We start from the raw sequence: 12,458 nt of genomic DNA, 5'->3' as shown, positions 1-12,458 counted from the left end.
CGGGGCTTCTTGTCTTTTGCCAGTGCCCGCGACGGATAGCTCCTGCCAGCCAGTCGGTTCATAGACACAGGGGGCGTACGGTATGGGCAACATCTGGCGCGTGTTCGTCCGCGACCTCAAACGCCTCGTACGCGTGCCTCTTGCTCTCGTCATCATCGCCGGCGCTCTCATCACGCCATCGCTGTATGCCTGGTTCAACATCGCCGCGTTCTGGGACCCGTTCGACAACGCCAAGAACCTCAGCATCGCCGTCGTCAACCTCGACGCGGGCGGTTCGACCTCGCTCACCGGCGACCTCAACGTCGGCGACCAGCTGGTCGCGCAGCTGAAGGACAACGACGATCTCGGCTGGCATTTCCTCTCGGAAGACGAGGCGATGGAATCGATCAAGAGCGGTGAGAGCGGGTTCAACGACAAGATGGAAGCGATGCTGCAGTCGACCAAGCTCATGTGAGCGAAGTCGGAGGCTGATTACCTGGTCGACCGGCCTCTCGAATGATGTCGGCGACGACGTCTGCATCGAAGTGGAAGACGAGTTCGTCGGGTGTGAGTCGCTCTACGAAGGGCACGACGCGCACGCGATCGCTCTCGATCGTGACGACGGATCCGCCGAAGCCATCGATCGCCGACTCTTCAGTGGGGTCAGCGAACGCGCGTGAGATGTTCGTGACGCCCGGAGCCACCGTCACCACAACCCCGGAGATGAACTCGGTGATGGGTAGGTGGTAGTGGCCGGCGAGAATGACGCGCACATCGGAGCCTTGCACGATGTCGATGAGTTCTGCGCCGTCTGCGTCGTCGAGTGCGAGCGCCTGCAGCAAATCGGTTTGGGCGGGCACGGGCGGGTGGTGGATCACGAGCACAGTGCCGTGCTCGGCCGGTGCCGCAAGCGTCTCACGCAAGAGCTGCTTCTGCGCAGGCTCGAGGGTGCCGTAGCCGGCTCCGGGAACTGAGCTGTCGAGCACGATGACTCTCCAGCCGTTCTGAACGCTGACCGATGCCACCGGGCGATCGAGGTCGATGCCGGCGAGCTGCTGTGGTGCGTCAGCATCCGGTTGTCCGCCGCCCAGCACCGCGCGGAACGATTCCCGCCGGTCGTGGTTGCCCATCGCGTACACGACGCGCGCCCCGCGCGCCTGTGCCCACGGCGTCAGCTGGTCGCGGATGCTGCGGTAGGACTCCTCGGTGCCGTCTTCGCTCACATCTCCTGAGACGACCACGAGGTCGAAGAGCAGGTGACCCACGTGCGAGAGTGCGCGGTGCAGGTGCTCAGCGGTGTCGACGACGCCGTAGTGGCGGCCGCCGTCGCTTGCGAAGTGCGTATCGCTGAGATGCAGAATGCGAAGGGCGCTCATGCACACACTCTGCCAGAAGCGTCGGACGCGACACCATGCCAGAAGGGTATTTTTTGCCTCTCACCGGGAAATTTGACTTCCCTGTGGAACCGGATATGGTCAAGGCACACCCGCCAGCCGAATCGAGAGGGGAAGCGAGTTCCGATGGCAGGAAAGACGCCAACACCCAAGACCGGAAAGAAGACCGCGCAGCTGTCGCTCAAAGAGAAAAGAGCGGCCAAGCGCGCCAAGCAGGAGCCAGAATCCTTCCTCAAGCCACGCAAGGGGGCGTCCGGCTGACACGTTGAGGGACTGGTCCTGAAGGTGGGGGAGTCGCGGTCGGGTGACCTGCGGCTCCCCTTCCTGATTTGCGGGTGTTCAGCGCAGACGACGCTGCAACTCCTCTGCCGTCTGGATGACGGCAACCGCGGCATCCGATTCGCTCGGCCCGGTGCCGCTCGACCACGTCACCGCAACCGCGGCGATGGGCCATCCCGAGATGTCGCACACCGCTGCTCCCACAGAGCGCGTGCCGCCGGTCACCTCGCCATTCTCTGAGGCGAATCCCGCGGCGCGGATGCTGCGCAGCAGCTCGCGCAACTCGCCTGGCCGTGCCGGTCCCAGGCCTGTGCGGGTCGAGAACGTCGAGGCGCTCGGGTACAGCGCGCGGACCTGCTCGCGAGGAAGCGCGGCCAGCATCGCGCGTCCGGTAGCGGTCAGATGCGCGGGCAGGCGCACTCCGACATCTGTCACGAGCGCGGGGCGTCGTGGTGCACGCTCCTCGACGATGTAGACGACATCCGCGCCGCTGAGGACGCCGAGATGGGCGCTCTCGCCGAGCCGGTCGGCGAGGGCCGCGACGAGCGGACGCCCCAGCCTCGCCAACGGCTGCTGCCGCACGAACCCGCCGGCGAGCTCGGATGCCGCTGTCCCCAGTGCCCAGCGACGCTCCTCGCGCAGGTGCAGGACGAACCCGTGATCGGCGAGCGTGTTCAGCAGATGATGCACGGTGGAGCGGGGGATCTCCAACTCTCGGGCGATGGCGGCGGCCGCCACCGGTGCCGGGCGCGTTGCCATGTGCCGAAGGATCCGCAGCGTCTGGTCAGCCGCGGGGACCTGCGGAACTCGTACGGCGGTGTCTGGGATCACAGACAAAGGATCTCATGCACGGCTGTTGGTTGCGACCCGGCAGGTGTGGAATCAAGACATGCCCATTCCCGTTCGCATCGGCGCTGACACCCTCAGCCCTGCCGAGGTCGTCGCGGTCGCCCGCGACGGAGCACAGATCCTGCTCACCGACGAAGTCCTCGATCGCATTGCTGAGACCCGCGGCGTCATCGACGCCCTCGCCGCCGACCCACACCCGCATTACGGCGTCTCGACAGGTTTCGGCGCGCTTGCGACGACCTTCATCGCCCCCGATCGCCGCCGTCAGCTGCAGGCCAGCCTGATCCGCTCGCATGCCGCAGGAACTGGCGCAGAAGTAGAGACCGAAGTCGTTCGGGCGCTGCAGCTGCTGCGCCTGCAGACGCTCGCCTCCGGACGCACCGGCGTGCGCCCCGTCGTTGTCGAGACCTACGCGGCCATGCTCAACGCCCGAATCACCCCGATCGTGCGGGAGTACGGTTCGCTCGGGTGCTCCGGTGACCTCGCACCGCTCGCGCATATCGCGCTCGCAGCGATGGGGGAAAGCGACGTGCGGGTCGATGGTGCGAGCATCGCGGCATCCGAGGCTCTGGCGCAAGCGGGAATCGAACCCCTCGTCCTCGAAGAGAAGGAGGGACTCGCGCTCATCAATGGCACCGATGGAATGCTCGGGATGCTGCTGCTCGCGCTCCACGATCTTGACACCCTCCTCACGACGGCCGATCTCGCAGCCGCCATGTCGGTGGAGAGCCAGCTCGGCACGGACGCCGTCTTCGCCGCAGATCTCATGGCGCTGCGTCCTCAGGATGGGCAGGCGGTGTCCGCAACACACATCCGGACTTTCCTCGCAGGCTCTCCGATGGTCGCCAGCCACCGCGGTCCAGAGGACGGGCGTGTGCAGGACGCTTACTCGCTGCGCTGCTCGCCCCAGGTGCATGGCGCGGCCCGCGACACCATGGCGCACGCGGCGACGATCGCATCGCGCGAACTCGCGAGCGTCATCGACAACCCCGTCGTGACCGTTGACGGCCGCATCGAATCCAACGGAAACTTCCACGGCGCACCGATTGCCGCGGTACTCGACTTCCTAGCGATCTCGGTCGCTGACGTGGCATCCGTTTCTGAGCGCCGCACGGATCGTGCGCTCGACCCGGCTCGCAACCGCGGGCTCCCGCCGTTCCTCGCGCATGAGGTCGGCGTCGACTCCGGGCTCATGATCGCGCAGTACGCCGCAGCCGGGATCGTCTCTGAGCTCAAGCGCCTGGCTGTGCCGGCATCCGTCGACTCGATCCCCTCCTCCGCCATGCAAGAGGACCACGTCTCGATGGGGTGGGCCGCCGCACGAAAGCTCCGGCGCGCGATCGACGGGCTCACCCGCGTGCTCGCGATCGAAGTGATCACCGGCGCTCTCGCACTCGACCTGCGGGCACCGATTGAAGCGGGCCCCGCCACCGGCGCAGTCCGCGACCTCGTGCGCACGGTCGCCGACGGACCAGGGCCCGACCGCTTTCTCTCGCCCGAGATCGAAGCCGTCACCGCACTCGTCCGATCGGGCGCGATCGCCCGCGCTGCTTCGTCATCCGCCACTGCCGAGGAGAACTCATGACCCGCAATATCCACGCCGCCCGCGGAGCCGAGCGCACGGCCAAGAGCTGGGGGGCTGAAGCCGCCAAGCGGATGCTGATGAACAACCTCGATCCCGAGGTGGCCGAGCATCCAGAAGACCTGGTCGTCTACGGCGGCACGGGCAGGGCCGCGCGCAGCTGGGAGGCATATGACGCGATCGTTCGCACTCTCGACGAACTCGAACCCGACGAGACGCTGCTCGTGCAGTCCGGCAAGCCGGTCGGCGTCTTCCGCACGCACGAGTGGGCGCCGCGCGTGCTGATCGCGAACTCCAATCTCGTCGGCGACTGGGCGACGTGGCCCGAGTTCCGCCGGCTCGAGTCACTCGGACTCACGATGTACGGACAGATGACCGCGGGCTCGTGGATCTACATCGGCACGCAGGGCATTCTGCAGGGCACGTACGAGACCTTCGCTGCCGTCGCCCGCTCGCTCTCTCGCGAATCTCTGGCCGGCACTCTCACCCTCACCGCGGGTGCGGGCGGCATGGGCGGCGCGCAGCCGCTGGCCGTCACCATGAACGGGGGAGCAGTCCTCATCGTCGACGTCGATGAGACCCGACTCTCGCGTCGCGTGGAGCACGGCTACCTCGACCGCTACACGGCTGACCTCGATGCTGCCGTTGCCGATGTCCTCGCAGCCAAGGACGCCGGGGAGGCGGTCTCGGTCGGGCTCGTCGGCAATGCGGCCGATGTCTTCCCTGAGCTCCTGCGCCGCGGCATCCCGATCGATATCGTGACCGATCAGACCAGCGCACATGATCCGCTCGCGTACCTGCCCCAGGGCGTTTCGGTGGCGGAGTGGAAGGCAGAGGCCGAACGCGACCCGGAGGACTTCACCCGCCTGGCACGTGCGTCGATGGCCGCACACGTCGCCGCGATGGTCGGGTTCCAGGACGCGGGAGCTGCGGTCTTCGACTACGGAAACTCCATTCGGCGTGAGGCCGAGCTCGGCGGATTCGAGCGCGCCTTCGCTTTCCCCGGGTTCGTGCCGGCGTACATCCGCCCGCTGTTCGCCGAGGGAAAGGGCCCGTTCCGGTGGGTGGCGCTCTCTGGTGACCCGGCCGACATCGCGGCCACCGACCGCGCGGTCAAAGAGCTCTTCCCCGAGGATGCCGCGCTGCACCGCTGGCTCGACCAGGCTGCCGAGAAGGTGCACTTCGAAGGGCTTCCTGCGCGGATCTGCTGGCTCGGCTACAAAGAGCGCCATCTCGCAGGTCTCAAGTTCAACGAGATGGTCGCGTCCGGTGAGCTGAAGGCGCCGATCGTGATCGGACGCGACCACCTGGACGCCGGATCCGTCGCCTCTCCCTACCGCGAGACCGAGGCGATGGCCGATGGCTCGGATGCGATCGCCGACTGGCCGCTGCTGAATGCGCTGCTGAACACCGCATCGGGGGCATCGTGGGTCTCGCTGCATCACGGCGGCGGGGTCGGGATCGGACGCAGCATCCACGCCGGTCAGGTCACCGTCGCCGACGGCACGGCTCTCGCGGCGGAGAAGCTCGAGCGCGTGCTCACGAACGACCCCGGCACCGGTGTCATGCGACATGTGGATGCCGGATATGAGCGGGCCCGCGAGGTCGCGCGCGAGCGTGGACTGAAGGTTCCGATGCTGTGAGGATGAGCACATGCGCACTCTGATCACGAACATCGGCGAGCTGACGACGAACACCGATGCGGGGATGCTGCGCGACGCCGCCGTTCTCATCGCGGATGGGCGCATCGCCTGGGTCGGGTCGGCCGACGCCGTCCCCGCGGATCCCGCAGGCTTCGCAGAGGTCGACGCCGACGGCCGCGCCGTGATCCCCGGGTTTGTGGACAGCCACAGCCACATCGTCTTCGGCGGCGATCGTGCCGCAGAGTTCGAAGCGCGCATGGCGGGCGAGAAGTATGCCGCCGGTGGCATTCGCTCGACTGTTGCGGCGACCAGGGCCGCGGGCGAGGAGGAGCTGCGGGCGCGGCTTCGCGCGTTCATCGCGGAGATGCGCGCGCAGGGAACGACGACCGTCGAGATCAAGAGCGGCTACGGTCTCGATGTCGAGACAGAGCAGCGCCTGGTGCAGCTGGCCGCCGAAGAGACCGACGAGGTGACATTCCTCGGCGCGCATGTGGTGCCCGCAGAGTATGCAGATGATCCTGACGGCTACGTCGACCTCGTCATGGGACCGATGCTGGATGCCTGTGCTCCTTATATCCGGTGGATCGATGTGTTCTGCGAGACCGGGGCGTTCACCGTCGAGCAGTCCCGGCGAGTGCTCGAAGCGGGAATCGCCCGCGGGCTGATGCCGCGCGTGCACGCCGGTCAGCTCGGCCAGAGCGACGGTGTGCGCATGGCCATTGAGCTCGGCGCGGCCTCGGTCGATCACGGAACGTATCTGAGTGAGGAAGACATCGCGGCGCTCGCCGCATCCGAGACGGTGCTGACCCTGCTGCCCGGAGTGGAGTTCTCCACGCGCCAGCCGTACCCTGACGCGCGCCGACTCATCGACGCCGGGGTCACCGTCGCGCTGGCGTGCGACACGAACCCTGGGTCGAGCTTCACGTCCTCGATGCCGTTCTGCATCGCCGTCGCCGTGCGCGACATGGGGATGACACCGGTCGAGGCGCTGCGGGCGGCGACCGCGGGGGGAGCGGCAGCGCTGCGGCGCGACGACATCGGCATCATCGCACCCGGCGCTCGTGCCGATCTCGTGCTGCTGGACGCACCCAGCCACGTGCACCTGTCCTACCGGCCAGGGGTTCCTCTCGTGCGCAGCGTGTGGAAAGACGGCGTGCGGGTGGCGGAGCACGGAGGCCGAGGATGACGCTGTCGGTGGATGAGCTGTGGCCGCGGGCCGGCGGCTGGGCGGAGTTCGACAGCGCGCAGCAGACGGATGCTGTGCTGCTGGGCGTGCCGACCTGGCGCACCTCGCTCTCGCCGACCGGCGCTCACGCGACGCCCGCCGCGATTCGCGCGGCGCTGCGCCGGTACAGCGCGACGCTGATGGGACCGCCCGTCGTCGACCTCGACGAGGTGCTGCGCATCGCGGATGCCGGGGATATCGCCGAGCCCGATGGAGACGACGGCATCGCCGCCACAGTGGCGCGCGTCGCCGAGCTCTCGGCAGCAGACGCGTTCGTCATCGCTCTCGGCGGGGACAACTCGCTCACCTACCCGGTGGCACGCGGTGCAGGGACGAGCGGACTCATCACGATCGACGCGCACTTCGACCTGCGCGACGGAGTCTCGAACGGCTCGCCGGTCCGGCGGCTCGTCGAGGACGCCCCTTTGAGCGAGCGCATTGACCCCACCCGCATCGTACAGATCGGGATCGCCGACTTCGCGAACTCCGCAGCATACGCGCGTCGCGCGGCGGAATGGGGCATCCGGGTCATCACACTCGACGAGCTGCGCCGCCGCGGCATCGCAGACGTCTCTGCCGAGGCGGTCGAGATCGCGGGCGCGGGTGACGCGGCGCGCATCCACCTGGATATCGACGTCGATGCGGCCGACAGAGCCATCGTGCCCGGCTGCCCGGCAAGTGTTGCGGGGGGACTCGCCGCATTCGAGCTGCGCACCCTGGTGCGCTCGTTCGCCCGGGACCCTCGCATCGTCAGCGCGGACATCGCCGAGGTCGATGCGACGGCAGACACCGACGATGAGCGCACCGTGCGTCTGGCCGCGCTGTGCGTACTCGAACTGCTGGCGGGGCTCGCCGCGCGCTGAGATTCAGACGCCGGGGATCACCGCGTGAGCGATCGTGAAGATCGCCAGCCCCGCGAGAGCACCGACGACGGTGCCGTTCAGCCGGATGTACTGCAGGTCGCGACCGACCATGAGCTCGATCTTCTCGGTGGTCTCTGCGGGGTCCCACCGCTCGACCGTGTCGGTGATGATCGACGCGATGTCGTGCCGGTAGCGGTCCACGAGGAAGACGGCCGCGTCAGACACCCATGAATCCACGCGGCGCTGCAGGGCAGCATCCGTCGTGAGTCGTTCGCCGACTTCTTCGATGGCCTGCACCGCGCGCACCCGCAGGCTGCTCTCGGGGTCGGCAAGCGCACGGATCAGCCCGTTCTTCGCCGTGTTCCACGCTTCGGCGGCCAGGGCGCCGACACGAGGGCTGTCGAAGAGCGTCTCTTTCGCGTTCTCGAGCTTGCGCCTGGTGACCGGGTCGTTCTGCAGGTTGTCGGCGAGGCGGCCGAGGTATCCGTCGATCGCGAGGCGGGCCGGATGCTGCGGATCGGCGCGCACGGCATCGACGAACTTGATCGCCTCGTGGTAGACCGTGTCATCGACGAAGCGGTGGGCGAGCTTGGGAACCCACCCGGGCAGCCGCCGCGAGACGAGGCCGGAGAATGCATCGGCGTTCGCGACCAGCCACGTCGAGATGCTATCCGCTGCCAGATCGACGGCACCGCGGTGGGCTCCGGACTCGACGATCTTCTCCAGCCATGCGCCGGCTGGTGTGCCCCACTCGGGCTGCACGAGATGCTCACGGGCAAGGTCTGCGATGAGGTCGCGCACATCATCGTCGCTGAGGGCGTTCAGCACACCGGTCGCGATGGCAGAGCCCTCGGCGGCGACCCGCTCCGCATGCGGCTTCTCACGCAGCCACTCGCCGGCCCGCTGCGCAATCGCCGTCGACGCCAGTTTCGTGCGCACCACGTCGGAGGCGAGGAAGTTCGTCTCGACGAACTCGCCGAGCGTGCGGCCGATCTCGTCCTTGCGGTTCGGGATGATCGCCGTGTGTGGGATCGGCAGTCCCAGCGGGCGCCGGAACAGCGCCGTCACCGCGAACCAGTCGGCGAGGGCGCCGACCATGCCGCCTTCGGCAGCGGCGCGAACGTACGCGAGCCAGGGGTAGCGCCCCTGCATCCAGAACGCGAGGACGAAGGCGATCGCCATGAAGATGAGCGCGCCGAGCGCGATCGCCTTCATCACACGCAACGCGCGCAGACGCTCCTGGTCAGCGGGCGAGAGCAGGGCCATCGGGGTGCGCGGCATACGGTCATCCTCGCACGCACTCAGTCTCTGAGCCCGTCGAAGGGTACTCTCAGAACGTGATCGAAGACATCAAGAAGCGCGCGCTGCATCGCACGAGCATCCTCGAGGGTCAGTTGCGCGGGGTTGCCCGAATGATCGAGGGCGAGGAGTACTGCATGGACATCATCACGCAGTCCCGCGCCATTCAGAAGTCTCTGGAATCACTGAACCGCCTGCTTCTGGAGAACCACCTGCGCACCCACGTCACGCACATGTTCGAGCAGGGCGGAGACGAGCGGGAGCAGGCCGTCGACGAACTGCTGAAGGCCTTCGACTTCGAGCGGAAGTAGCCCTTCAGCTCGTGGTCCCTGAGCTTGTCGAAGGGCTCAGGGAGCGTCCAGCGGGCCGAGCAGTGCGCTCGCCGCGGTGGAATGCGCGGACTCCGGGTCGGAGGGGTGGAACATTCCCGCCAGCACGTCGCGGTAGAGCCGGGAGAGCTCGTTCGATGAGAAGTAGGACCCACCGCCGGCGGTGAGGATCGCCTGGTCAACGACGTGCTTGGCCATCACGACCGCGCGGTGCTTCGTGCCCGAGAGCAGCGTGAACCAGCGAGCTCCATGGTCGGCCCGCTCGTCGACATCACGTGCGAGGGCGGTGATCTGCGGTGGCAGGGCATCATAGGCGAGGCTCATATCCGCGATGCGCCAGCGGATGTCGGGATCCTGGGCGTAGGCGAGCCCGGTCTTCTTCGACGTGCGCTTCTGCACCGTCTGGACCGCGAGCTCGATCGCGCGGTGGGCGATGCCGGTGTAGACCGAGGCGAGCAGCAGCTCGAACACGCTGAAGATGCCGAAGATGATCGGGTCCGGCGATGGACCGGGGTCGATGCGACGCACGACGTGCTCTGCCGCGGCCACCGCTTCGTCGAGCCTCGTCGTGCGGCTCTGCGTGCCGCGCATTCCCAGGGTGTCCCAGTCGTCGCTGGTCGTGACCGCATCCGTGCGCTCGATGAACGCGAAGACGAGCTTCGGTGCGTCTTCGCTCGTGGTGTCCAGCCCGTGCAGGCCGAGTTTGGTCCACACCGGTGCGAGCGAGGTGAAGATCTTGGTGCCGGTGAACGCGTATGAGCCGTCGGCCTGGGGCGCGGCATCCGTGGTGCTGTGGAACAGCACTAGATCGTTGCCGCCCTCGCTGATTCCGAACGCGAAGACTTCTCCCGCGACCGCACCGTCCTGCACGAATTCGAGACCGGGCACGGCACGGTCGCTGAAGACCTTCGCGACGCCGGTCCAGACGAGATGCATGTTGATCGCAAGGGCGGTAGCGGGGGATGCTCCGGCCAGGCGTTGCTGCAGGATCGCGGCCTGTTCGAGGCCGAGGCCGGCGCCGCCGCGCTCCGCGGGGACCAGGATGCTGAGGTAGCCTGCGTCCCTCAACTCGGTGAGGTCCTGCTCGGGGAAGGTGTTCTCCCGGTCGTGGATCGGGGCGCGTTCGCGGATGCGCTCGAGCAGATCGTCGGGCAGGTAGGCGGCGGGATCAAAACTCATGACAGGGCCTCCAGAAGGTGGCGGATGGTCGCTTCGGGCAGATCTCGGTGCGGTGAGTGACCTGCGCCGGTGACGATGGACATCGAGATCTTGTCGTTCGCCGCGAGCACCTCCTCGGCGAGATCTCCGGTGAACAGGCTGTAGATCTCGGCGTCAGCGCCGATGACGTGGGTGGGGATGCTCAGTCGCGCAGCATCCGCCCGCACGTCCCACGGGTCGTTCTGCACGCTGGTCTGCTCCACAGCCCAACGGCTGCCGCGCGTGACCGCATCGACCTTGAGCTCGTGGTCCTGAGGATGCCAGTGCGGATGCTCGTCCTGCACGACCTCGAGCCGGTTGTCGCTGAACGCACGCTCCTGGCTACGGCGCACGATCTGCGAATCGCGTCCATCGACGACGATGGCCGGGTCGATGAGGATGAGTCGCTTCGTCCACTCAGGATCGGATGCCGCGGCTACCGTGCTGGCCGCTCCGCCGAGAGAGTGTCCGATCACCGCGTCCCAGGGACCGCCCCGGTCGGGGGAGGTCAGGGCAAGATCTGCGGCATAGGCGCCGACGGTGTAATCGAGCGCACGTGGGGCGTCGCCGTGCCCGCGGAGATCGATGGCGATAGCTCGCCACCCCGCATTCGCCAGCGCATCACCGAGCACCCACATGAGGGCGCCTGAAGAGCCGAGGCCATGCACGAGCAGAGCAGTCTTCGGGGAGGCAGGATCCCCCCATGAGAGGCGAGGGAGAGTCACGACGGTCACCTCTTCAGACTACGAGGCGCAGGGGCCGTCCGCGACACGCCCGCGACACGCCGAAGGGCGCTTTCCACAGGAAACGAAATGTCCGAACCCCGCCGTAACGTCCGACCTGTGGATGGATTTCTGAGGGGCTTCCGAGAACCGCGAGATCATGCGCTTCGTGAGGGGCGAAATTAGTCGCTCTGCTGTGGATGAAATGGTGGACAACCTGTGTTGTAACCAGTGGAGAACGGTGGAAAACTACACGGATGTAACTACTAGCCCTTGTGGTCAACATCAATGTCCGTCCCTATATGTAGTATTGAGATCCCGGTGAGGTCTACCGGGAGAAACCTAGTCCTGAGGGGGATAGCAATGTCGATCACGGTCTACACCAAGCCTTCGTGCGTACAGTGCAACGCGACCTATCGAGCGCTTGATGCGAAGGGCCTCGAGTACGAGATCCACGACCTCTCTGAAGACGCTTCGGCGCTCGAGCAGGTCAAGGCTCTGGGATACATGCAGGCACCTGTCGTCGTCACCGACGACGGCCACTGGTCGGGCTTCCGTCCCGACAAGATCGACGAGCTCGCAGCCCGTCTGGTCTGACGACAAGCGGTCACTGAGCCTGTCGAAGTCAGGGAGCGGGGTGAATCATGCGTACCATCGCAACGGCCGCGCCGCTCCTGGTCTTTTTTTCCAGCACCTCGGGCAATACGGCCAGGTTCATCGAGAAGGTCGGTCTTCCGGCCACACGCATCCCGCTGTATAGATCAGAGGATCCGCTCGTCGTTGACCAGCCGTTCGTCCTTGTCACCCCCACCTACGGCGGAGGACAAGGGCGAGGCGAAGAAAAAGGCGCCGTCCCCAAGCAGGTGATCCGGTTCCTCAACGACGAGCGCAACCGGAGCAACATCCGCGGAGTCATCTCCGCAGGCAATTCCAACTTCGGCGAGGCTTTCTGCCTCGCCGGCGACATCATCAGCCGCAAGTGTCATGTGCCGCACTTGTACCGGCTTGAAGTTTTCGGCACGCAAGAAGATGTTGATCGCGTGAGCGACGGATTGGATCGATGGTGGACACTGCAGTTGACGAGCAGACCGTGACCG

14 protein-coding genes are annotated in these 12,458 nt (G+C 66.8%); 9 read left to right on the top strand and 5 right to left on the bottom strand.

Annotation, left to right across the window (positions count from 1 at the left end):
* Window positions 1–82 precede the first annotated feature (82 nt).
* Window positions 83–454: a YhgE/Pip domain-containing protein gene (locus ACN0RC_RS08930; RefSeq protein WP_417510890.1), complete on the top strand. Its 372-nt coding sequence runs from the start codon at window positions 83–85 to the stop codon at window positions 452–454.
* Here ACN0RC_RS08930 and ACN0RC_RS08925 read toward each other — a convergent pair.
* Window positions 447–1,355: a metallophosphoesterase gene (locus ACN0RC_RS08925; RefSeq protein WP_417510888.1), complete on the bottom strand. Its 909-nt coding sequence runs from the start codon at window positions 1,353–1,355 to the stop codon at window positions 447–449. The two genes, ACN0RC_RS08930 and ACN0RC_RS08925, sit on opposite strands and share 8 nt — an antisense overlap.
* 144 nt (window positions 1,356–1,499) lie before the next feature.
* On the opposite strand from ACN0RC_RS08925, the gene ACN0RC_RS08920 reads away from it, so the two are divergent.
* Window positions 1,500–1,634 (top strand): hypothetical protein, encoded by a 135-nt coding sequence (locus ACN0RC_RS08920; protein WP_417510887.1) that lies wholly within the window; start codon window positions 1,500–1,502, stop codon window positions 1,632–1,634.
* Between the two features lie 78 nt (window positions 1,635–1,712).
* Here the strand turns inward: ACN0RC_RS08920 and ACN0RC_RS08915 are convergent, their stop codons facing one another.
* On the bottom strand, window positions 1,713–2,489 hold the full coding sequence (locus ACN0RC_RS08915) for an IclR family transcriptional regulator (RefSeq protein ID WP_417510885.1): 777 nt from the start codon (window positions 2,487–2,489) through the stop codon (window positions 1,713–1,715).
* 52 nt (window positions 2,490–2,541) lie between these two features.
* Between ACN0RC_RS08915 and hutH the strand changes: the two genes are divergently transcribed.
* The 4 genes from hutH to ACN0RC_RS08895 are packed head-to-tail and all read left to right on the top strand — an operon-like array spanning window position 2,542 to window position 7,814.
* Entirely contained in the window at window positions 2,542–4,086 is a 1,545-nt protein-coding gene (gene hutH, locus ACN0RC_RS08910; RefSeq protein ID WP_417510883.1) for a histidine ammonia-lyase, read from the top strand.
* Window positions 4,083–5,726, top strand: a complete 1,644-nt coding sequence (gene hutU, locus ACN0RC_RS08905) for a urocanate hydratase (RefSeq protein WP_417510881.1) — start codon at window positions 4,083–4,085, stop codon at window positions 5,724–5,726. Before hutH ends, hutU begins: the two co-directional genes overlap by 4 nt.
* A gap of 10 nt (window positions 5,727–5,736) precedes the next feature.
* Entirely contained in the window at window positions 5,737–6,912 is a 1,176-nt protein-coding gene (hutI, locus tag ACN0RC_RS08900) for an imidazolonepropionase (protein WP_417510879.1), read from the top strand.
* Entirely contained in the window at window positions 6,909–7,814 is a 906-nt protein-coding gene (locus ACN0RC_RS08895) for an arginase family protein (protein WP_417510877.1), read from the top strand. The genes hutI and ACN0RC_RS08895 overlap by 4 nt, the downstream gene beginning before the upstream one ends.
* A gap of 3 nt (window positions 7,815–7,817) precedes the next feature.
* Here ACN0RC_RS08895 and ACN0RC_RS08890 read toward each other — a convergent pair whose 3' ends face one another.
* On the bottom strand, window positions 7,818–9,095 hold the full coding sequence (locus ACN0RC_RS08890; protein ID WP_417510875.1) for a DUF445 domain-containing protein: 1,278 nt from the start codon (window positions 9,093–9,095) through the stop codon (window positions 7,818–7,820).
* A gap of 56 nt (window positions 9,096–9,151) precedes the next feature.
* On the opposite strand from ACN0RC_RS08890, the gene ACN0RC_RS08885 reads away from it, so the two are divergent.
* The gene (locus ACN0RC_RS08885) at window positions 9,152–9,424 is read left to right on the top strand and encodes a metal-sensitive transcriptional regulator (protein ID WP_417510873.1); all 273 of its coding nucleotides are present in this window, start codon (window positions 9,152–9,154) and stop codon (window positions 9,422–9,424) included.
* A 36-nt stretch (window positions 9,425–9,460) separates the two neighbouring features.
* Here the strand turns inward: ACN0RC_RS08885 and ACN0RC_RS08880 are convergent, their stop codons facing one another.
* Window positions 9,461–10,621, bottom strand: coding sequence for an acyl-CoA dehydrogenase family protein (locus tag ACN0RC_RS08880; RefSeq protein WP_417510871.1), 1,161 nt, complete (start codon window positions 10,619–10,621; stop codon window positions 9,461–9,463).
* A complete protein-coding gene (locus tag ACN0RC_RS08875) occupies window positions 10,618–11,364 on the bottom strand; it encodes an alpha/beta fold hydrolase (RefSeq protein WP_417510869.1) in 747 nt (248 codons plus the stop codon). The genes ACN0RC_RS08880 and ACN0RC_RS08875 overlap by 4 nt, the downstream gene beginning before the upstream one ends.
* Window positions 11,365–11,724: 360 nt before the next feature.
* Between ACN0RC_RS08875 and nrdH the strand changes: the two genes are divergently transcribed.
* Both nrdH and nrdI read left to right on the top strand, forming a co-directional pair.
* Window positions 11,725–11,958, top strand: coding sequence for a glutaredoxin-like protein NrdH (nrdH, locus tag ACN0RC_RS08870; protein WP_417510867.1), 234 nt, complete (start codon window positions 11,725–11,727; stop codon window positions 11,956–11,958).
* Window positions 11,959–12,005: 47 nt separating this feature from the next.
* Window positions 12,006–12,455, top strand: coding sequence for a class Ib ribonucleoside-diphosphate reductase assembly flavoprotein NrdI (gene nrdI, locus ACN0RC_RS08865; RefSeq protein WP_417510865.1), 450 nt, complete (start codon window positions 12,006–12,008; stop codon window positions 12,453–12,455).
* Window positions 12,456–12,458: the final 3 nt, after the last annotated feature.

Origin of the sequence: Microbacterium sp. (assembly GCF_048259935.1) — a bacterium.
Taxonomy (GTDB): Bacteria; Actinomycetota; Actinomycetes; order Actinomycetales; family Microbacteriaceae; genus Microbacterium.
The sequence above is the reverse complement of the archived record's forward strand: the minus strand, read 5'-3'. Positions and strand labels throughout refer to the sequence as shown.